Source organism: Prevotella multiformis DSM 16608 (assembly GCF_000191065.1).
Classification (GTDB): Bacteria; Bacteroidota; Bacteroidia; order Bacteroidales; family Bacteroidaceae; genus Prevotella; species Prevotella multiformis.
In genome coordinates this window covers 361,515-381,893 of sequence record NZ_GL872283.1, presented here as the reverse complement: position 1 = coordinate 381,893, position 20,379 = coordinate 361,515, and the positions used below count along the sequence as shown (strand labels likewise).

The following is a 20,379-nucleotide window of genomic DNA, read 5'->3' as shown; positions in this document are numbered from 1 at the left end:
CGTTAGTTGCAGTGCAAGTAACGGCCGTTTGGAAATCAAGCAGGCATGGGTAAGAATGGACAGACTGGCGATGCGTTCTGTCAGGCATCGGTCTCCCTTTCCACGGACAGCGGTCCAAGAGAAAAAAACGACCGCTTCCCGGATAAAGAAAAGCTGTATTTCTTACCCGTCCGCCATCCCGTTCACTTTTTTTGTGTATATTTGCAGAAACATAATGAGAAGCCTATGAAACCTATCTCTTCCGTCATCCTGTTCCTGCTGCTCGTCAGCTCGGCCGTATGGGCAGGCGTCGACAGCTATCACCGCGCAGAGACCGCCATCGTGCAGGACATGGACCAGGCGCTCTCGAAGACCCTCGCACAGAAGCGTGAAGCCTGGATCACCCCCGACACGATACAGTGTTACCGGCGGCATCTGCAGATCGCCGGGCTGAAAAGCCGTTCGTTCGTCTCCTACGCCCTGGGAGAAGACCGCCATTCGCTGTGCAGCAGGCAGATGAGATGGGGTTCAGGCCGGCATTCGCTGACGTTCCAGAGCTATGCCGACTGCTCCTTCGCCACAGTGTGGGGACTGTCCGACCAGCGCATGGCTTTCGTCTTCCTGCTGCTGGCGGGACTGTGGATGGCAGTGTCCACGGTATACTTCCGCCGACACCGTACGGACAGGAGGGTATTGGGAAACATGGTCTATGCAGCATCCGACCACGGCTTCCGGGACCGCCATGGCGAAAGGATTCCCTTCACGCCGATGCAGCAGCAGCTGATGGAGCTTTTTGTCCATACTGCCGGCCACAGACTCTCGAAGGCCGTCATCTGCGATACGCTCTGGCCCGGTAAACCCGATGCAAGCGAAACGCTCTACACGCTTGTCCGCCGGCTGAAGCCCATCGTCAGCGAGCGCGGCGGCCTGAAGATCGTAGCGGACAGAGGCGGCTACCGGCTGGAGTAGTCCGTTCATTCGCCGCGGTGATCTTCGCTGTACTTGATGTTACGGGGATGGTGCTCGAGGATCTCCTGCCGGAGCGTGGAGGTGTCGATATGGGTATAGATTTCGGTCGTCCCGATGCTTTCGTGTCCCAGCATCGCCTGAATGGCACGCAGGTCGGCACCGCCTTCGAGCAGGGAGGTGGCAAAGGAGTGGCGCAGGGTGTGGGGAGAAATGGTCTTTCTGATGCCGGCCTCGGCGGCGTACCGCTTGATCATGATGAGAATCATCGTGCGGGTGAGGTGGTGTCCGCGCCGGTTGAGGAAGACATAATCTTCCTCGCCGGGTTTTATCTTCATCACGTTGCGGTCGGCGAACCAGCAGTCCAGTTCGTCCAGGGCACGGGGTGAGATGGGGACCAGCCGCTCCTTCGACCCCTTCCCCATCACACGGACATACTGCTCTTCCCTGTAAAGGTCGGATAGCTTCAGATGCGTGAGTTCAGAGACACGCAGCCCGCAGGAGAACAGCACCTCGATGATGGCACGGTTGCGGTGTCCCTCCCATTTGGTCAGGTCGACGGCCTGTTCCAGGAGGTCGACTTCGGCCGTGGAAAGGACCTCCGGCAGGTGGTCCGGCTGCTTGGGCGACTCCAGCAGCTCGGTCGGGTCTGCTTCCATATAGCCGTCAAGGACAAGGAAACGATAGAACTGGCGCACGCCGCTGAGGATGCGAGCCAGGGAGCGGGCACCGATGCCGAGGTCGGAGACCGATGCCGCGAAGTGCTCCAGCTGCTCCAGCGTCACATCCGTCACGGGCACCTGCTCGCCGGCGAGATAGCGCAGGAGCTTGTCCACATCATGCAGATAGGCATCCACGGTATTGGGCGAACAGCCTTTCTCCAGTTTCAGATAACGGCGGAAACGGCCGACAATATCCTTTGAACTCTTGTCTGTTTCCATTTATTTTCTTATTTTTGCATGCTGCATTCCGTATGCAAAGATACATCAAAAACTGATATTCGAGAAGAAAGAGACATGAAAGTAATCATTATCAACGGTCCTAACCTGAACCTGCTGGGCGTCCGCGAGCCGGGGATATACGGCAGGGAGTCGATGGAGACATTCCTTCCACGGCTGCGGAAACGATATGCCGGCATGGAGATTGACTACTATCAGAGCAACGTGGAGGGCGAACTGATCGACAAGCTGCAGGAGACAGGATTCTCGTATGACGGCATCATCCTCAACGCCGGAGCCTACACGCACACCAGCATCGCCCTTCTCGACTGCATCCGTTCCCTCCGCACACCGGTGATAGAGGTACACATCAGCAATGTCGACGGCCGGGAAGAGTTCCGCCGGAACTCGATGATCGCCCCAGCCTGCAAGGGCACCATCCAGGGCTTCGGCCTCGACAGCTACCGGCTGGCCATAGAGGCATTGTCTGCCCTTTAGCCACCGCCTATCACCGCTTATCACCGCTTACCACATCCCCTCCCTCTGAGGGGCTTGGGGAGGCCGCCTACCATCACCCTAAAAATGACAACAACCGACCACGACTCCTACCTCACCTCCCACATCGACCCAGAAAGCGATTACCTCTACCGCCTCTATCGTGCAACGAACATCCACACCATCCACGGACGAATGGCAAGCGGACATCTTCAGGGACGGCTCCTGAAGATGCTCGTCCACATGATACGCCCCAAGAACATCCTCGAGGTGGGGACGTTCAGCGGCTATTCCGCCATCTGCATGGCCGAAGGACTGGAAGAGGACGGCAGACTCTATACCTATGAAATCAACGATGAGATGGAGGACTTCACACGCCCCTGGATCGAGGGGTCGCCGGTGGCCGGCAGGATCGACTTCCGCATCGGTGATGCCGCCGAAGAAGCCCCGAAGCTCGGGATTGTGTTCGATATGGCTTTCGTCGACGGCGACAAGCGTACCTACACAGAAGTCTATGAAAAGATTCTGCCCGTCATCCGGCCCGGCGGATACATCCTTGCCGACAATACCCTGTGGGACTGGCACGTCATCGACCCGGCCTACGACCACGATGCCCAGACCATCGGCATCCGCCACTTCAACGATTTCATAGCCAATGACAATCGTGTGGAGAAAGTCATCCTGCCCTTGCGTGACGGGCTGACACTGATAAGGAAAAAAGACCTCCCACGACCTCTCTAAAGCCTCACCCCCGACCCCTCTCCGAATGGAGAGGGGAGTAATTACCGATAAAGATTAAGATTAGCTACTATCCAGCACCGCTTATCACCGCCAAATGTTTGTGATTTCCTCAAACATTCAGTACCTTTGCACGACAAAAACCATAAAATAAAGAATTATGCAGGAAACAAGACAGAACCGCATAGCACGCCTCCTCCAGAAGGAGCTGGCAAGCATCTTCCAGACGCAGACACGCATGATGCACGGTGTACTGGTCAGTGTCACACGTGTGAAGATAAGCCCCGACCTCAGCATCTGCACGGCGTATCTCAGCATATTCCCGTCTGAAAAGGGGGAAGAGCTGCTGAAGAACATCAATGCCAACGAGAAGACCGTCCGCTACGAACTGGGGCAGCGTGTACACAACCAGCTGCGCATCATCCCCGAACTTCGCTTCTTCATCGACGACTCCCTCGACTACCTGGACCGCATCGACGAGCTTCTGAAAAAGTAATAGTCTCATCCATCACCGCTTACTATCGCCTGTCACCGCTTACCCCCGCCTATCACCCCCTATCACCCAGCATGAACTTCCCCTTTTACATCGCCCGCCGTTACCTCTTCTCGAAAAAGAGCACGCATGCCATCAACGTCATCAGCCTGATCTCCGTACTCGGCGTGTCTGTGGCGACAATGGCACTGGTCGTTGTATTGAGCGGATTCAACGGATTCTCCGACCTTGTCGCCTCTTTCTTCACCAATTTCGATCCGCAATTGAAGATTGAGGCCGCCAAAGGTAAAGCCATGCCGGCCGATGACGCACTGCTCCGGAAAGTAAGGCACCTGCCCACAGTGGAGGTTGCAACAGAGTGTGTGGAAGACCAGGCGCTGGCCGTCTATCACGACAAACAGGCCATGGTGACCGTGAAAGGAGTGGAGGACAACTTCGATTCGCTGACGCATATCAGCAACATCCTCTATGGCGACGGCGACTTCACGCTCCATGCGGCCAACCTGCAATACGGCGTTCCGGGCATCCGGCTGGCACAGGACCTCGGTACAGGCGTGGCGTGGCAGGACTACCTGCAGATATACGCTCCGCAGCGGGAGGGGCAATACGACGCCTCCGACCCGACAAATGCCTTCGTGAAAGACTCACTGGTGTCACCGGGTGTGCTCTTCCAGGTGAAACAGACGAAGTACGACAAGGGCTATCTCCTCACTTCCATAGACTTTGCGCGCCGTATCTTCAACCGCCAGGGAGAGATTACCTCACTGGAGCTGCGCATGAGACCGGGTGTTGACATCGACAGGGAGAAACAGGAAATACAGGACATTCTCGGCAGGAAATACAGGGTTCTGGACCGCTACGAGCAGCAGGCCGACACCTTCAACATCATGCGCATAGAGAAACTCTTTGCCTACCTGTTCCTTACATTCATACTCATGGTGGCGTGCTTCAACATCATCGGTTCGCTCTCCATGCTCATCATCGACAAGAAGAATGATGTCATCACGCTGCGCAACCTCGGTGCGACAGACGGTCAGATACGCCGTATCTTCCTCTTCGAAGGACGTATGATCTCCGCCGCCGGAGCAATCATCGGCATTGCACTCGGACTGCTGCTCTGCTGGCTTCAACAGACCTACGGACTTGTCCAGCTCGGCGACCAGGCCGGCAATTTCGTCGTCAACGCCTACCCTATCAGCGTCCACCCGGAGGACATCATCGTCATCTTCTTCACCGTCATCCTCGTCGGCTGGCTCTCCGTATGGTATCCCGTACGCTACATGAGCCGGAAACTGACAAGCGAGTAGGACCATGGAAGCCGGCCCCGACAAGTCCTGGCAGCCATCAAAGTCCGGCGGCCCGAGTTCAAAATTATAGAAGAATTATAGGGTATTAATAAAAGTGTTCTATTCCTTGCAAGGATCAAAAATATTTTGTACCTTTGCAACATCATAGAAAATCTATGATATGTGTGAGCCTAAGAGCCAGAGCATAATTTATTAATTTATAAATTATCGCCTATGGCTAATTTATATTTTTTCAACAAGCTGGAGATAACCATTTGTCAGCGCAACTTTAAGTTTAAAGTCAAGCTGGAAATACCTATTCTTATGGTGATTATTCTTTTACAGCTCTGTTCAAACTAACAAAACTGGAGGGTATGTCAAAATAGACATACCCTCTCATCTCTAAATGGCGACCCGAGGAGGCGGACAGTCAAAAAAACATCCAAATCCTTTGCCAGTTCGGAGATTTAGCCTTATCTTTGCAGACGGTTTGCCGCAATGGTGGAATTGGTAGACACGAGGGACTTAAAATCCCTTGGCCAGTAATGGCTGTGCGGGTTCGAGTCCCGCTCGCGGCACTTCTTTCTTAAATCTTTATGCGCATGAAGCGAATAGCATACCTACTTGTGTTCTCTCTGCTGTTGGTTTCTTGTGGTACCCGCAGCGGTTACTTCAAGATGGAGGGACGCTTCCTGCACATGAATCAAGGCGAACTTTATGTCTACAGTCCCGACGGTGGTGTTGACGGATTGGATACCATCAAGATCGAAGCGGGACGCTTTGCTTACGAAAAGCCTTGCAGTAAGCCTTCCACTCTGATTGTCATTTTCCCCAATTATTCTACGCAGCCCATCTTTGCCGAATCAGGCGAAGCAGTCGAGGTGAAGGCCGATGCCTCTCACCTGAAGGAGATGGAAGTAGAGGGGACGGATGACAATGAACTCATGACGAAGTTCCGCAAGCAGATCGCCAATGCATCTCCTCCACAGGAAGTGAAATATGCCGTTCAGTTCATAAAAGACCATCCGGAGTCTGCCGTGAGTGCCTATCTGCTCAACCGCTACCTCGTCCAGACGAAATCGCCGGACTACAAAGAGGCCGCAAGACTCTTGCCGCTCCTGATGAAAGAGCAGCCCGAAAACATCACCTTAGGACGGCTTCACCGTCAGCTGAATGACCTCGGCACACTGGCAGTAGGCAGCAGACTGCCTAAGTTCGCTGCCAGGGATGTCAACGGAAAGACCGTCAATAACACCTCTTTACAGGGAAAAGTCACCGTCATCATCAACACCTGGGCTGCGTGGAGCTATGAAAGCCTCGACCTGCAGCGCGCACTGAACGATGCCGTAAAGGCCGGGAAGATTGCAGCACTGGGTATCTGTGTGGATGCCAGCACCAAAGAGACGCGACGGACACTGGAACGCGACGGGATCGTCTTTCCCAATGTCTGTGACGGAAAGATGCTCCATACCCCCCTGCTCAAGACCTTCGGACTCACCACCATACCCGACAATATCGTCATTCGCAACGGAAAAGTAACCGAGCGGAACATCACCGCCAATACCATCCGACAGCGTTATGGTGCCGACTAAAAACCAGAATCGTGCTTGTAAAAACATTCTGTGCAGCTGTCAACGGAATGGAAGTCACCACCGTGACCGTCGAAGTAAGTATCACACGGGGTGTACTGTTCCATCTTACCGGCCTTGCCGATGGGGCGGTAAAGGAGAGCCATGACCGTATCGCCGCCGCACTTCTCAATAACGGTTACAAATTTCCCGTAGCCGACATCACCGCCAATCTTGCTCCCGCCGACCTCAAGAAGGAAGGCTCCAGTTTCGATCTCCCGCTGGCAATAGCCATTCTGGCTGCCAACGAGAAGATGAGCCATGACCGTCTGGGCGACTTCATGCTCGTAGGAGAGCTCAGTCTCGACGGTACCCTGCAGCCCGTCAAAGGGGTACTGCCCATCGCCATCAAGGCACGTGCAGAGAAGTTCAAGGGCATCATCGTGCCGAAAGCCAACGAACACGAGGCGGCCGTGGTAGACACGCTGGAAGTCTACGGCATGGAGAACATCCTGCAGGTCATTGACTTCCTCAACGGCACAACAGCTCCCGAACCGTGCTTTGTCGATACCCGGAAGGAATTTTATGAGCACCAGTATGCCTTCGACCTCGACTTTGCAGATGTCCGCGGACAGGAGAATGTGAAGCGGGCATTGGAGGTGGCAGCCGCCGGCGGACACAACCTCATCATGGTAGGACCGCCCGGAAGCGGAAAGAGCATGATGGCAAAGCGGCTTCCCTCCATTCTCCCTCCTTTGTCGCTCTCGGAAAGTCTGGAGACGACACAGATTCATTCCATCGCCGGCAAGCTGCACCGTGATACGGGACTGATCACGCAACGTCCCTTCCGCAGTCCGCACCACACCATCTCCGAGGTGGCACTCGTAGGCGGCGGCATGAACCCGATGCCGGGAGAGATAACCCTTGCACACAACGGAGTCCTCTTCTGCGACGAACTGCCAGAGTTCAACAAGCACACCCTGGAGGTGCTCCGCCAGCCGCTGGAAGACCGACAGATAACGATTTCGCGCGCCAAATACACCGTCACCTACCCATGCAGCTTCATGTTCGTGGCAAGCATGAATCCTTGTCCGTGCGGCTATTTCGCCGACCCAACGCACCATTGTGTCTGCACACCGGGACAGATCCAGAAGTATCTTGCCAAAATCTCCGGACCACTCATGGACCGTATCGACATCCAGTGCGAGATCGCTCCGCTGCCTTTCAAGGACATATCGCAATCGACACCGGGCGAACCGAGCGCCGCCATCAGGGAAAGAGTCATCCGGGCACGTACCGTCCAGACCGAGCGGTTCCGTGACTATCGCAACATCCACTGCAACGCACAGATGTCCGAACGGATGATCCACGAGTTTGCTGAACCAGACGAAGCCTCCGTCACGCTGCTCCGCAACGCCATGGAACGGCTGAAGCTCTCTGCCCGTGCCTACAACAGAATCCTGAAGGTCGCCCGTTCCATCGCCGACCTGGAGGCGTCAGAGACGGTACAGGTGCAGCATATCGCAGAAGCCATCGGCTACAGGAACCTGGACAGAAGCGACTGGGCGGAGCGATAATTTCCATCCTCTGCGAAAGGAAGGGTGATGCGTTAAAATGTCAAGGCCTATGATTCTCTATCACGGTTCCGGCACAGAATCACCTGGACTCCTTGAAAGGATCCGTGCCGCAGACCAGAACCCATCCACAATTAACTCGTCAACCCGTCAACCGCGAAACAATATTCCAGAAGTTCATACTGCGGAACAAAGCCAATCCACAATCAACTTGTCAATTTGTCAACCCGTCAACTACAAAACAATGTTTCAGGAAACATCCATACAGCTTTTACAACGACAGCGGCTGCTGCTCCAGATGGAGTATTATGCCGAGAAGGAAACTTTCAGAAAGCAGACGGAAGCCACCGGCATGCAGCGGAAGGTGAAGCGCGGCGATGCCTGGTTCCCGCTGAGGGTGGGCAAGCGGTTCTATAACGGACTGAACCAGCTCTGCATCGAGGTGTTCCGTACACAGGACGGCGACATAGAACACAACTTTGAATGCGGCCGGCCGTTGTTGTTCTTCAGGTATGTTGATGGTGGAGACAAGGTAGGTGGCAGACTGAAATACTACGGTTTCACAGGTACCGTATCGTATGTGGAAGGCGACCGTATGGTAGTTGCAGTCCCCGACTCCGCCCCCCTGCCGGACCTTCAGTCGGCTTCGGAGCAGACAGGCTGTCAGTTGGGCTTTGATGAGACAAGCTACCAGATGATGTTCGACGCGCTGGACCGTACAATGAAGGCAAAGGGAAACCGGCTGGCCTACCTGCGCGACTTGTTCTGTTCACGGCAGAAGGCAGAGAGATTCTCCTTTTCCTCCATCCGTCTGCCTTGGCTGAACCCTGCGCAGGAGCGGGCGGTCAACGAGGTGCTGTGGGCGAAGGACGTGGCGGTCGTCCACGGTCCGCCGGGAACAGGAAAGACGACGACACTGGTCGAAGCCATCAACGAGACGCTGATGCGGGAGAGCCAGGTGCTGGTCTGTGCGCAAAGCAACATGGCCGTAGACTGGATCTCAGAGAAACTCATCGACCGGGGCATCAATGTCCTGCGCATCGGCAATCCTACCCGTGTGAATGACAAGATGCTCGGTTTCACCTACGAACGGAAGTTCGAGGCGCATCCGGATTACCCGCAGTTATGGTCGATACGGAAGGCTATCCGTGAATTGCGGAACAACAGGAAACGGGGATCTGAGAGCTATCATCAGAAGATGGACCGCCTGAAGAGCCGCGCCACGGAGCTTGAGATACGCATCCACACCAGTCTGTTCGGCGAGGCACGTGTCGTTGCTTCCACCCTGGCCGGAGCCGGCAGCAGGGTGATGGAGGGGCAGAAGTTCACCACCTTGTTCATAGACGAGGCAGCACAGGCACTGGAGGCAGCCTGCTGGATCGCCATCCGCAGGGCTTCGAGAGTCATCCTGGCGGGCGACCACTGCCAGCTGCCGCCGACGGTAAAGAGCATCGCCGCTCTGCGGGGAGGATTAGGGAAGACACTGATGGAACGCATCGTGGAGAACAAGCGGGAAGTGGTGACGCTGCTGAAAGTACAGTATCGCATGAACGAGGATATCATGCGTTTCTCGTCCGACTGGTTCTATGGCGGACAGGTGGAGGCGGCTCCGCAGATCAAGTACCGAGGCATCCTCGACTATGACAACCCGATGGTATGGATAGACACCTCCGACGAGGCGGTGACGTCCGCCTACGGCCTTGCCGCAGATGAAAGCAAGACTCCTTTCCCCCTGTCTGGTAAAGACCAGGAAGACGCTTTCCACGAGCAGTTTGTCGGTTCTTCTTTCGGCCGTATCAACAAAGGAGAAGCAGAGCTGACACTCAAGACATTGAAGGATTATTTCACGAAGATAGGCAGGCAGCGTGTGCTGGACGAACGGATTGACGTAGGCATCATCTCGCCTTATCGTGCCCAGGTGCAGTACCTCCGCAGCCTGATAAAGAAGCGGGAGTTCTTCAAGCCTTATCGGAGTCTTGTCAGCGTGAATACGGTTGACGGCTTCCAGGGACAGGAGCGCGACGTGATACTCATCTCTCTTGTGCGTTCCAATGAAGAAGGGCAGATCGGTTTCCTGCGTGACCTGCGGCGTATGAATGTCGCCATTACCCGTGCCCGCATGAAGCTGATAATCCTCGGCAATGCCCGGACAATGACCCGACATGCCTTTTACAAGAAGTTGTGGGACAGCCTTTCCACAGACTCGTGATGCGCAGCCCGGTTCTTCCCAAGGGAGATGAACCGGATTCACCGGAACGGAAAACCGGTGGTGCGTCGCCTGTGCCGTCCTGACGCATGATACACCCGCAGAAAGCAAATGCTCCGGCAAGCAGAACTTGCCGGAGCATTTTTTGTCGGTAGGACAAGCCTTTTATCCGTAGATGATGTTCCCGTTCTCGTCCTTGTATTCGTCGAGACCCTTCTCGTAGGTAGCCATGGCGCGGAGGCTCATGCCCACATTCGAGAAGCCGCCGTCGTGGAAAAGATTCTGCATGGTCACCTTGCGGGTGAGGTCGGAGAACATCACGATACAGTAGTCGGCACACTCGTCAGCACTGGCGTTGCCCAGAGGCGACATACGGTTGGCAAAGTCGAAGAGCTTGTCCATGCCCTTCACGCCGGCACCGGCCGTCGTCATCGTAGGCGACTGGGAAATGGTATTGATGCGGACATGATGCTCACGGCCGTAGATGTAACCGAAGCTGCGGGCGATACTCTCCAGCAGCGCCTTCGCATCCGCCATGTCATTGTAACCGTAGAAGGTACGCTGGGCTGCAACGTAAGACAATGCCACGATGGAGCCGTAATCGTTGATGGCGTCGAGCTTCTTGGCACTCTGAATCATTTTGTGGAACGAAACGGCAGAGATGTCGAGCGTGGTGTCGAGCATCTTGTAGTCCAGGTCATCGTATGTACGGTGCTTGCGGACGTTCGGTGACATACCGATGGCGTGCAGGACAAAGTCAATCTTTCCCCCGAGGATTTCCATGGAACGCTTGAAGACGTTCTCCAGGTCTTCCACATTGGTGGCATCCGCAGGAATCACTTCACAATGCAGCTTCTCCGACAGAGCGTTTACCGTACCCATACGTACGGCGACAGGCGTGTTGGACAGGGTGATTGCCGCACCTTCTTCCACGGCTCGTTCTGCTACTTTCCATGCGATTGACTTCTCGTTGAGGGCACCGAAAACAATACCTCTTTTACCTTTTAATAAGTTGTAACTCATAATCTCGTTATTGAAATTTGGTGTAAAGGTAAGCAAAAAAGGTTGATTTGGCAAGGAATTATATATAAATAACATCTGGGCAGGGAACCAGAACCACCGTTTTTTGTCCCTGCATTCAATTCACAGACGGAACTGGACGGCTTCCCTGAAAAACTTTAACGGATCTATCTCCTCGGTGTAATATTCTTTCAACAGGCTAATCGCTCATTGCCTGAGAGGAAGGCGAACCTCTCCGTCGCCCGACAGGTCAGGTCAGCCACGGCGGCACAACGCTTCTTTCACGACACGCCGCTCCCGTTCCGACGGCAGACTGCAGGCGTATATGCCATCGACACGAACGGTGTTCACCAACCGCACGACCGGTGACGGACACCGACCCATCGGCAGGAGACGGGAGGGCTTCCATGCAGTTGACGGCAGACTTCCAGCCCGCCTTCACGGCGAGAAATGCGTTCCTTCATGGTGGAAGAACGGTTCTTCCGTTAAATGCGCAGATCGGAAATAGAACAAAGGCTTGCGCACTTGCAGGGTATGACTGTCCAAAAGCAGATGGTCTTGCAAAGAAGGACAAACTACCAAATAAGATGCAGAAAAGGCAAATTGATACGATGCCTGTCCATCAGCATGTCTTACCGGCTTCCACAGACGACCTGTTCACATATCATCGGCGTCTGTAAACTGTTTTCATGCAGTTCAAAGCAACACGTGCTCTTCTGGCTCCTGAAAGGTGCCTGATTGACTTGCAACAGGTGCCCTTTTAGCGTGTTACCAACGCCCTTTTGAAGTCCAATCAAGCACCTTTTCTGAACGGATTGACAACTAATTGATTTACTGCTGATTACAAACCTGATTTTGGCACGTATTCTTTTTATCTGCAGATGATCTGTTTGAAATTATGTAATGACTTTTCAAAATCTTGTCTGTATTTCAACGTATTAAAATGAAAAGGTCTTTGTATCGGAGGATGATAACAGGATAGCCAGTTGACGGTCCTGGCTATGTTTTTGTTGAATGAATCACTTCGGTTCTTCCATGAAAGCTATGTGAAAAGCATCCACGCATTGAACGGAAGAATCTGAAAATACCGGTACCGGTCACCTTTCCACCCGCTTCTGTTGCGATTGTAGTTTTAAATTATTATCTTTGCAGAAGATAGGGCGGCATCCGGCCGTTTTGGAACAGGTTCTCATGCCTCCGTCCGTTCTGTCCCGGCAAAAGATACACTGTTATAAACGCCATATACAATTATGACACAAGAAGAGAAGACAAAGATAGAAGAGAGGATCGTCGACGTGCTGAAGACCGTCTACGACCCGGAGATTCCCGTCAACATCTATGATCTCGGCATGATTTACAAGATTGATGTCGACGAGAAAGGGAACCTTGACATGGATATGACCTTCACCGCTCCCTCCTGTCCGGCAGCCGATTTCATCCTCGAGGATGTACGCACGAAAGTGGAGAGCGTGGAAGGGGTCAAGTCTGCCAACATCAACCTCGTCTTCGATCCTGCCTGGGACCAGAGCATGATGTCAGAGGAGGCACGTGTCGAGCTGGGATTTGATTAATCCCGCATGATTTCCAGCCCTGTGCCCACCGTCTCCCGAGCATCGGCCGGGCATCCTGCCGGGTGTCCGTCACCCCGGCACTTATCACCGTTCACTCACAGCATAAAGACATGAAGAATATCTATTTCCTCTCCGACGCACACCTCGGCTCGCTCGCCATAGAGCACCGACGCACACAGGAACGCCGCCTTGTCCGCTTCCTGGACAGCATCAAGCACAAGGCAGCCGCAGTCTATCTGCTCGGCGACATGTTCGATTTCTGGGACGAGTACAAGTACGTTGTGCCAAAAGGGTTTACCCGCTTCCTGGGCAAGCTGTCGGAACTGACCGACATGGGGGTGGATGTCCATTATTTCACAGGAAACCATGACATCTGGACCTATGGCTATCTTGAGGAGGAATGCGGCGTGATCCTCCACCGGAAACCCGTCACGACGGAGATCTACGACAAGGTGTTCTATCTTGCCCATGGCGACGGACTGGGTGATCCCGACCCGATGTTTCAGTTTCTCCGCAGGGTGTTCCACAACCGCGGATGCCAGCGGCTGCTCAACTTCTTCCATCCCTGGTGGGGAATGCAGCTGGGTCTGAACTGGGCAAAAAGAAGCCGCCTGAAACGTTCGGACGGCAAGGAGACCCCCTATATGGGGGAAGACAAGGAGTATCTCGTGCGTTACACGAAAGAGTATATGCGCACGCACAAAGACATCGACTACTTTCTTTACGGCCACCGGCACATCGAGCTGGACCTCACCCTGTCGCGCAAAGCACGCCTTCTGGTACTCGGCGACTGGATATGGCAGTTCACATACGCTGTATTCGACGGAGAACACATGTTCCTCGAGGAATATGTAGAAGGCGAGACCAAACCTTAATAAAGGTAAAAATACATTCTTCACAAGGATAAAAAATGTTTTTTTAGAGATGAAAACCCAAATTTACTGAAAAGTATTTGGAAGTTACAAAACAAACTCGTAACTTTGCATTGTCCTTAGAAAATATGACGAAAAATTGTCATTGAAAGGATTTCAGGGATTTTTCATACCAATAAGAAGATTAAAAGACATTCATAATATAAAATTAAAACTCAGGTTTGTAGATTAAGTTTAGTCAAAAAGAAAGGTAGTTGTCGTGAGACAACTACCTTTCGCGTTTTCAGAAGAGTGTGGAGCCATAGGCGGTGACAGACCCGACAACAAGCGAGGACAGGCGATGACAGAAGGAATAAGCTGTCATCATCGCTTATCGCCACCTATCATCGCCTGTCCCCGCTTGTTATCGCCTGTCTTTTCCTCTGGCTTCTTACTTCTTCAGATTCTTGACAAGCTCCTGCGTGTCACGTGCAATGACAATCTCTTCGTCAGTAGGAACAAGGACGACCTTGACCTTCGAGTCGTCTGCAGAGAGGATCTTCTCTACACCACGGCATTCGTTGCGCTCTTTGTCGAGCTTGATGCCAAGATATTCCATGTCCTTGCAGGCATCCCAGCGAAGTCCGGTCTGGTTCTCACCGACGCCTGCCGTCCACACGATGATGTCCACGCCATTCATGGCTGCTGCGTAGGCGCCGATGTATTTCTTGATGCGATAGGTGTACATCTGCAGTGCCAGATGCGCCATCTTGTTGCCTTCGTTATCGGCATTCTCTATATCACGCATATCCGAACTGATACCCGTAATACCCAGTACACCGCTCTCCTTGTTCAGGAAGTCCGCCATCTCCTGCGGCTGCTTTCCGAGCTTCTCCATCAGGTAGGTAACGGCAGAGGGGTCGATGTCGCCGGAGCGGGAGCCCATCATCAAGCCGGCCAGCGGTGTCAGACCCATAGAGGTGTCGATGACCTTGCCGCCCTTGATGGCCGCTACCGATGCACCGTTGCCGATGTGGCAGGTAATGATTCTCTGCGTCTTGATATCGACACCCAGCATCTCGCAGACACGGTGTGACACGTAGCGGTGACTTGTCCCGTGGAAGCCGTAGCGGCGGACGTGGTACTTCTTGTAGAAGTCGTAGGGTACGGCATAGAGATAAGCATAGTCGGGCATCGTGCTGTGGAAGGCATTGTCGAACACCGTTACCTGAGGTGTATGCGGCATCAGCTCATCGACGGCACGCAGTCCGCGCAGGTGACCGGCATTGTGGACGGGTGCGAGGTCGATAAGGCTCTCGATGCCGTCTTCAACCTCCTTGGTGACAATGCAGCTCTTCTCGAAGAGGTCGCCACCCTGCACGATACGGTGGCCGACCGCATCAATCTCGTCGAGGCTCTTCAATGCTCCGATTTCCGGGTCAAGCAGTACCTTGAAGACGAGTGCCACACCCTCCTTGTGGGTCGGGAGGTCGGCCATTATCTGCCGTTTCTCGCCGTTGTCCAGTTTCACCTTGATGAACGCCTCGTCAAGTCCGATACGTTCAACACCACCTTGAGCCAGCACCGACTCATCTGCCATGTCGTACAACTTGTACTTAATGGAACTGCTACCGCAGTTCAGTACTAATATCTTCATATTGTATTTTTGGAGTTGTTACTTTCTTTTCGCATCCTGTGCCTGGCACGCCGTGATGGCTACCATATAATAGATGTCATCCACGCAGCAGCCGCGGGAAAGGTCGTTGACCGGGCGGGCAATCCCCTGGAGAATCGGGCCGATGGCTTTCGCACCGCCGAGACGCTCGATGAGCTTATAGCCGATGTTGCCGACCTCAAGGTTCGGAACGATAAGCACATTCGCCTTTCCGGCAACGGCAGAACCCGGTGCTTTCTTGGCGGCAACGGCAGGGACAAGGGCGGCATCGGCCTGCAGCTCGCCGTCCACATCCAGTTCCGGGAACTTCTCTTTGGCGATCTTCGTCGCCTCAACCACCTTGTCGATGATATAAACGCTTTTCCCTGTCTCCTTGTCTCTGGCATCCTTGGCAGAGCCTTTGGTAGAGAAGCTCAGCATGGCAATGTGCGGATTCCGGAATCCGGCAACGCTCTTTGCGGTCGCCGCTGTAGTATAGGCAATCTGTGCCAGCTGGTCAGCGGTGGGATTCGGCGTGACGGCGACATCGCCCATCACGACGATACCGTTCTCCCCATACTGCTGTTCGTGTGTGAGGATCAGCATGGCACCGCTCACGCAGGTGATGCCCGGCGCGCACTTGATGATCTGCAGGGCAGGACGCAGCGTATCACCCGTAGTTGAAAGGGCACCGGAGATCTGTCCGTCAGCCCCCTCCGTCTTGATGATCATGCAGCCAAGGTAGAGATTGTTCTTCGTAACCAGTTCGCGGGCCTGCTCCAGCGTCATACCCTTCTTCTTGCGGAGTTCGGCCAGCTTTTCGGCATACTCTTCACGCTTAGGGTTGTTCTCCGGATCGACAATGGCAGCCTTGTCAATGTTCTTAAGCCCCCACTCTGAAGCGAGCTTATGGATATTGTCCGGGTTTCCAATGAGGATCAGATCGGCGATATCGTCAGCCAACACCCTGTCAGCTGCTCTAAGGGTACGCTCCTCTTCTGCCTCGGGGAGCACGATGCGCTGCTTGTCGGCTTTCGCACGTGCAACGATTTGCTCTAGTAAATCCATATTCCTTTCTTATCTTAAGATGTAAAAGTTGTATTTCGGTCTTTGTCATGCAAAGATAGCAAATTAAAGTAAGATTGCCAAACATGCTCCTTGTTTTCTCTGATAAATCAGGTATTACCTTGGAGGTTTGAAGTATTCTGCATATCTTTGCAGTCCAACCAACCAGAAAAGTTATGATCAGATTTCACGACGTGAAGACGACCGACCGTGAATTGATACAGAGCTATACGCTGTGCGGCGACCGCCAGAACTGCGATCTCAGCTTTGCCAACATCATCTCATGGCGTTTCCTTTACAACACGCAGATAGCCGAAGTCGACGGCTTCCTCGTTTTCCGCTTCTACACTGGACACCATCTCGCCTATATGGCACCGGTATGGAAATGCCACTGGGACGAATCCATGCGCGGTCGTTTCGCAGCCGTCGTCCGGCAGATGCGCGACGATGCCATCACGTTAGGGCATCCTTTCCTCATGCTGGGAGTCTGTTCCTACATGGTCGGCATACTGGAATCGACCTTTCCCGACACTTTCTTCATCAAGCCCGACCGTGACCACTTTGACTACATCTACACACGTGAGAAGCTGGCGACGCTCTCCGGGAAGAAGCTGCAGGGCAAGCGCAACCACTGCAACAAATTCCGCAAGGCCTATCCGGACTACGAGTACCGCCCGCTCACCAAGGACATGATTCCGGAATGTATCGCCGTAGAAGAGAACTGGCGGACCGTCACGAAGGACGATACCGAAGAGACGGAAGAGCTCTCCGAAGAGCTCCGCTCCATGACACGTGTCTTCGACCTCTGGGACGAGATCGGTGCCACAGGCGGTACGATATGGGTAGGGGGGAAGCTGATCGCCTTCACGTTCGGCTGTCCTGTCACGGACAAGGTCTTCGATGTCTGCGTTGAAAAGGCCGACACAGCCTACGAAGGGGCGTTCTCCATCATCAACCAGGAGTTCGCACGGCATCTGCCTGAACAATATGAATACATGAACCGCGAGGAAGACCTCGGACTGGAGGGGCTGCGCTATGCCAAGCTGTCCTACAAGCCGGACATCCTCCTGGAGAAGAGTGTGGTCATGGAAAAGTATCCTCTGGCACAGGAAGAGACGCAGGAGCAGATCAAGGAAGAGACGATAGCCCTGTGGCGCAACACCTTCCATGATCCAGAGCCTTTCATCCGGTTGTATTTCTCACGTGTCTTCAAGCCCGAGTACAACATTATCTGCCAGATGAACCAGCGCACGGTGGCCGCCCTGCAGACACTTCCCTACACTCTGAAATATTACGACAAGGAGGTGCGGACTGCCTACATCAGCGGAGTAAGCGTGCTGGAAGAATACCGAAAGCAGAATGTGGGCAACAATCTCATGTCGCAGGCACACTTCCGCCTCTACCACAAGGACATTGTCTTCGCCACGCTGATCCCCGCCGAAGAATGGCTCTACGACTGGTACGGCCGCTGCGGCTACACCCAGCACATCACCTGCACGCCACCGCCTGCCGGGGTCGACAGCATGGACTTCGCCGCCTTCGACCACTGGCAGCAGACAAGAGACTGTGTGCTCCTGCACGATGAAGAGGGCTTTGAAATCATCAAGGAAGACTACCGCATCGCCCTTTCCATCGACCCTTCGGCCCGACGGCAGAGCAGGAACATCCCGGCCATGATACGCGTCATCAACGCCGAGAAAGCACTCCAGCTGTACGCCGGCCGTCATCCGGACCGCACGGAGAATCTCCGTGTCTACAACGACTCGGACATTCCGATGAACAACATCTACTTCCAGATCCGCGACGGTCACGTCACACGTACGAACCAGCCGCTCCCCGGCACCCGTCCGCTGACGATCACGGAGCTGGCCGACCATATCTTCCGGGACGACCGTCTCGAGATGAACCTGATGCTGAACTGACAGGAGAAGGGGCGATGACAAGCGATAGACGGGGATAAGCGATGATAAGCGGGGATAAGCAACAACAGACACTTACCCCTGCCTATCATCGCCTATCCCCGCTTATCATCGCCTATCCCCGCCCACCTCAGGCAGGTGCCATCTCCTTTGTCAGGATGCTCTCCAGCTGCTCGGCGGAGAGCCGAAGCTGGAACTCGCCGTGCAGAGCCACACTGATGCGGCCGGTCTCCTCGGATACGATGATCGCCAGAGCGTCGGAGTCCTGCGAGATGCCCATTGCCGCACGGTGGCGCAGACCGAGTTCCTTGGGAATATCCTGTTTGTGGCTCACCGGCAGGATGCAGCCTGCCGCCTTGATGCGCCGCTTGGAGATGACCATCGCTCCGTCGTGCAGCGGCGAGTTCTTGAAGAAGATGTTTTCGATGAGTCGCTGGTTGATGCGGGCGTCTATCAGGTCGCCCGTCTCAACGATGTCTTCCAGCATCACCCCCCGCTCGATGACAATCAACGCCCCCACCTTGCCGCGGCTCATGCTCATGCAGGCCATGACGATGGGCATGATGGTCTCCTTGTCGACCTCCTCTTTTCCGGTCTTCGTAAAGAGCTTCACGAGGTTGTTCACTTTCCTGTGCGCCCCGAGACTGTAAAGGAAGTGGCGGATCTCCTCCTGAAAAAGGACGATCAGTCCGATGACACCCACCGAGACGAGCTTGTCCATAATGCTGCCCAGCAGGCGCATCTCCAACACCTGGCTCACGATAAGCCATACGATGACAAACACCATGATTCCGATGAAGACGTTCAGCGAGCGCGACTCCTTCATCAGCCGGTAAAGATAGTAGAGCATCAGTGCTACCAGCACGATGTCGATTACGTCTTTTATTCCAAACGGGAAAAACATAAGGCTTCTTCCCCATGTCCCTCTCCTCGAGAAGAAAGGGCGGGCGGACGACCGTATCCGCCTCACTCCGGGGCATAAATTTATGGGTTAATACTAAATCTGTCCAAGTGATTCAATCGTCTGTATGCCGCCGCATGTCCTCGACGATCCTGACGGCTTCGACGGCGGGCCGTACGTCGTGTACACGGAGGATGCCGGCTCCTTTCAGCAGGGCGATGGTGTTCAGGACCGTCGTCCCGTTCAAGCTCTCGGCCGCCGTGATGCCGAGGAGCTGATGGATCATGCGCTTGCGGCTGATGCCCACGAGCAGCGGCAGTCCCATGACCCGCAGACGTTCCATCACGCCCAGCAGGGCATAGTTTCCGTCCACCGCCCCTTTGCCGAACCCGAAGCCGGGATCGAGGATGATGTCTTTCTGCCCCAAGGCGCGCAGTTCCTGCACCTCACCGGAAAATCTGACAAGCATATCATGCAGATTCGCCGCCGTAGACATCAATATATAAGGTGTACCCAGCTCTGCCACCGTACGGAACATCTCCGGATCCCTTCCTTCCTCCACGTCATTGATGATGTCCGCCCCGAACTCCTCCACCGTCCGCCGGGCGACCGACGCACGGAACGTGTCGATAGAGAGGATGGCATCCGGCACCGCTTCCCGGATGACCGGCAGGGCAAAAGCCAGACGGCGCATCTCCTCCTCCTCGCCGGCCACCTCTCCGCCGGGGCGTGTCGAGCAGGCACCCACATCAAGGATGCCCGCCCCTTCCGCTACCATCTGGCGGGCACGCTGGCGGATGGCATCCTCCGTCTGCACACGGCTGCCTGCGAAGAAGGAGTCAGGCGTTATGTTCATAATTCCCATGACGACCGGCCGGCTCAGGTCCATGAGCCGCCCCCGCACGTTGATGGTATAGTCAACAGGCTTTACATCAGCCTCAAGGTCTTGTTTTTTCATATCCGCAAAGGTAATGCAAAACTGCCATATTCGTGAATTTTGCTTCAAGAATTTTCATGATTGCCGTCCGGCAGACATTTTCCGTATAAGCCGGTCATCGGCATCCTGCCCGACAAGACTGCGACTGGGACGGTTCCGTATTCCCGCCTTCTGACGGTGTGCCGGTGCCTGACACCAGTCGTGCAGCCGGTGGACAC

The 20,379-nt window shown here is 54.4% G+C and carries 18 protein-coding genes and 1 tRNA gene; 13 read left to right on the top strand and 6 right to left on the bottom strand.

Translation table 11 applies throughout. The annotated features are described in order from the left end of the window. The first annotated feature begins 225 nt into the window (after nt 1-225). The gene (locus tag HMPREF9141_RS06890; RefSeq protein WP_040554653.1) at nt 226-948 is read left to right on the top strand and encodes a winged helix-turn-helix domain-containing protein; all 723 of its coding nucleotides are present in this window, start codon (nt 226-228) and stop codon (nt 946-948) included. A gap of 5 nt (nt 949-953) precedes the next feature. Here HMPREF9141_RS06890 and xerA read toward each other — a convergent pair whose 3' ends face one another. Beyond that, nucleotides 954-1,886: a site-specific tyrosine recombinase/integron integrase gene (gene xerA / locus HMPREF9141_RS06885; protein ID WP_007367901.1), complete on the bottom strand. Its 933-nt coding sequence runs from the start codon at nt 1,884-1,886 to the stop codon at nt 954-956. Between the two features lie 75 nt (nt 1,887-1,961). Here xerA and aroQ point away from each other — a divergent pair, with 75 nt between their 5' ends. From aroQ to HMPREF9141_RS06845, 8 genes are all read left to right on the top strand, one after another. Beyond that, nucleotides 1,962-2,381 carry a type II 3-dehydroquinate dehydratase gene (aroQ, locus tag HMPREF9141_RS06880; protein ID WP_040554652.1) on the top strand — a complete coding sequence of 140 codons (420 nt, stop codon included), beginning with the start codon at nt 1,962-1,964 and terminating at the stop codon, nt 2,379-2,381. An 84-nt stretch (nt 2,382-2,465) separates the two neighbouring features. Then, a complete protein-coding gene (locus HMPREF9141_RS06875; RefSeq protein WP_007367899.1) occupies nt 2,466-3,119 on the top strand; it encodes an O-methyltransferase in 654 nt (217 codons plus the stop codon). A 157-nt stretch (nt 3,120-3,276) separates the two neighbouring features. Next, entirely contained in the window at nt 3,277-3,612 is a 336-nt protein-coding gene (gene rbfA, locus HMPREF9141_RS06870; protein WP_007367898.1) for a 30S ribosome-binding factor RbfA, read from the top strand. A 71-nt stretch (nt 3,613-3,683) separates the two neighbouring features. After that, on the top strand, nt 3,684-4,916 hold the full coding sequence (locus tag HMPREF9141_RS06865) for an FtsX-like permease family protein (RefSeq protein WP_007367897.1): 1,233 nt from the start codon (nt 3,684-3,686) through the stop codon (nt 4,914-4,916). Nucleotides 4,917-5,387: 471 nt separating this feature from the next. Further along, nucleotides 5,388-5,473: transfer RNA gene (locus HMPREF9141_RS06860), tRNA-Leu, on the top strand. 18 nt (nt 5,474-5,491) lie between these two features. Further along, the gene (locus HMPREF9141_RS06855; RefSeq protein ID WP_007367895.1) at nt 5,492-6,487 is read left to right on the top strand and encodes a TlpA disulfide reductase family protein; all 996 of its coding nucleotides are present in this window, start codon (nt 5,492-5,494) and stop codon (nt 6,485-6,487) included. 11 nt (nt 6,488-6,498) lie between these two features. Continuing rightward, nucleotides 6,499-8,040 carry a YifB family Mg chelatase-like AAA ATPase gene (locus HMPREF9141_RS06850; RefSeq protein ID WP_040554650.1) on the top strand — a complete coding sequence of 514 codons (1,542 nt, stop codon included), beginning with the start codon at nt 6,499-6,501 and terminating at the stop codon, nt 8,038-8,040. 241 nt (nt 8,041-8,281) lie between these two features. Then, nucleotides 8,282-10,246: an AAA domain-containing protein gene (locus HMPREF9141_RS06845; RefSeq protein ID WP_007367893.1), complete on the top strand. Its 1,965-nt coding sequence runs from the start codon at nt 8,282-8,284 to the stop codon at nt 10,244-10,246. Between the two features lie 162 nt (nt 10,247-10,408). Here HMPREF9141_RS06845 and HMPREF9141_RS06840 read toward each other — a convergent pair whose 3' ends face one another. Continuing rightward, the gene (locus tag HMPREF9141_RS06840; protein WP_040554648.1) at nt 10,409-11,266 is read right to left on the bottom strand and encodes an enoyl-ACP reductase FabI; all 858 of its coding nucleotides are present in this window, start codon (nt 11,264-11,266) and stop codon (nt 10,409-10,411) included. A 207-nt stretch (nt 11,267-11,473) separates the two neighbouring features. Here HMPREF9141_RS06840 and HMPREF9141_RS13380 point away from each other — a divergent pair, with 207 nt between their 5' ends. From HMPREF9141_RS13380 to HMPREF9141_RS06825, 3 genes are all read left to right on the top strand, one after another. Further along, nucleotides 11,474-11,632, top strand: a complete 159-nt coding sequence (locus HMPREF9141_RS13380; protein WP_007367891.1) for a hypothetical protein — start codon at nt 11,474-11,476, stop codon at nt 11,630-11,632. Nucleotides 11,633-12,513: 881 nt separating this feature from the next. Beyond that, nucleotides 12,514-12,834: a metal-sulfur cluster assembly factor gene (locus HMPREF9141_RS06830; RefSeq protein WP_007367889.1), complete on the top strand. Its 321-nt coding sequence runs from the start codon at nt 12,514-12,516 to the stop codon at nt 12,832-12,834. Nucleotides 12,835-12,944: 110 nt separating this feature from the next. After that, nucleotides 12,945-13,709: a UDP-2,3-diacylglucosamine diphosphatase gene (locus tag HMPREF9141_RS06825; RefSeq protein WP_007367888.1), complete on the top strand. Its 765-nt coding sequence runs from the start codon at nt 12,945-12,947 to the stop codon at nt 13,707-13,709. Nucleotides 13,710-14,136: 427 nt separating this feature from the next. Here the strand turns inward: HMPREF9141_RS06825 and HMPREF9141_RS06820 are convergent, their stop codons facing one another. Both HMPREF9141_RS06820 and pta read right to left on the bottom strand, forming a co-directional pair. Next, nucleotides 14,137-15,342: an acetate kinase gene (locus HMPREF9141_RS06820; RefSeq protein WP_007367887.1), complete on the bottom strand. Its 1,206-nt coding sequence runs from the start codon at nt 15,340-15,342 to the stop codon at nt 14,137-14,139. A gap of 18 nt (nt 15,343-15,360) precedes the next feature. Beyond that, on the bottom strand, nt 15,361-16,407 hold the full coding sequence (gene pta / locus HMPREF9141_RS06815; RefSeq protein WP_007367886.1) for a phosphate acetyltransferase: 1,047 nt from the start codon (nt 16,405-16,407) through the stop codon (nt 15,361-15,363). A 173-nt stretch (nt 16,408-16,580) separates the two neighbouring features. Between pta and HMPREF9141_RS06810 the strand changes: the two genes are divergently transcribed. Next, a complete protein-coding gene (locus HMPREF9141_RS06810; RefSeq protein WP_007367885.1) occupies nt 16,581-18,326 on the top strand; it encodes a GNAT family N-acetyltransferase in 1,746 nt (581 codons plus the stop codon). 127 nt (nt 18,327-18,453) lie between these two features. Here HMPREF9141_RS06810 and cdaA read toward each other — a convergent pair whose 3' ends face one another. After that, a complete protein-coding gene (gene cdaA, locus HMPREF9141_RS06805) occupies nt 18,454-19,227 on the bottom strand; it encodes a diadenylate cyclase CdaA (RefSeq protein ID WP_007367884.1) in 774 nt (257 codons plus the stop codon). A 112-nt stretch (nt 19,228-19,339) separates the two neighbouring features. Then, nucleotides 19,340-20,182, bottom strand: coding sequence for a dihydropteroate synthase (gene folP / locus HMPREF9141_RS06800; RefSeq protein WP_040554646.1), 843 nt, complete (start codon nt 20,180-20,182; stop codon nt 19,340-19,342). Nucleotides 20,183-20,379 lie beyond the last annotated feature (197 nt).

Coding starts and splice junctions, on each gene's coding strand:
- HMPREF9141_RS06890 (WP_040554653.1), top strand. CDS start 226: ATGAAACCTATCTCTTCCGTCATCCTGTTCCTGCTGCTCGTCAGCTCG.
- xerA (WP_007367901.1), bottom strand. CDS start 1,886: ATGGAAACAGACAAGAGTTCAAAGGATATTGTCGGCCGTTTCCGCCGT.
- aroQ (WP_040554652.1), top strand. CDS start 1,962: ATGAAAGTAATCATTATCAACGGTCCTAACCTGAACCTGCTGGGCGTC.
- HMPREF9141_RS06875 (WP_007367899.1), top strand. CDS start 2,466: ATGACAACAACCGACCACGACTCCTACCTCACCTCCCACATCGACCCA.
- rbfA (WP_007367898.1), top strand. CDS start 3,277: ATGCAGGAAACAAGACAGAACCGCATAGCACGCCTCCTCCAGAAGGAG.
- HMPREF9141_RS06865 (WP_007367897.1), top strand. CDS start 3,684: ATGAACTTCCCCTTTTACATCGCCCGCCGTTACCTCTTCTCGAAAAAG.
- HMPREF9141_RS06855 (WP_007367895.1), top strand. CDS start 5,492: ATGCGCATGAAGCGAATAGCATACCTACTTGTGTTCTCTCTGCTGTTG.
- HMPREF9141_RS06845 (WP_007367893.1), top strand. CDS start 8,282: ATGTTTCAGGAAACATCCATACAGCTTTTACAACGACAGCGGCTGCTG.
- HMPREF9141_RS06840 (WP_040554648.1), bottom strand. CDS start 11,266: ATGAGTTACAACTTATTAAAAGGTAAAAGAGGTATTGTTTTCGGTGCC.
- HMPREF9141_RS06830 (WP_007367889.1), top strand. CDS start 12,514: ATGACACAAGAAGAGAAGACAAAGATAGAAGAGAGGATCGTCGACGTG.
- HMPREF9141_RS06825 (WP_007367888.1), top strand. CDS start 12,945: ATGAAGAATATCTATTTCCTCTCCGACGCACACCTCGGCTCGCTCGCC.
- HMPREF9141_RS06820 (WP_007367887.1), bottom strand. CDS start 15,342: ATGAAGATATTAGTACTGAACTGCGGTAGCAGTTCCATTAAGTACAAG.
- pta (WP_007367886.1), bottom strand. CDS start 16,407: ATGGATTTACTAGAGCAAATCGTTGCACGTGCGAAAGCCGACAAGCAG.
- HMPREF9141_RS06810 (WP_007367885.1), top strand. CDS start 16,581: ATGATCAGATTTCACGACGTGAAGACGACCGACCGTGAATTGATACAG.
- cdaA (WP_007367884.1), bottom strand. CDS start 19,227: ATGTTTTTCCCGTTTGGAATAAAAGACGTAATCGACATCGTGCTGGTA.
- folP (WP_040554646.1), bottom strand. CDS start 20,182: ATGAAAAAACAAGACCTTGAGGCTGATGTAAAGCCTGTTGACTATACC.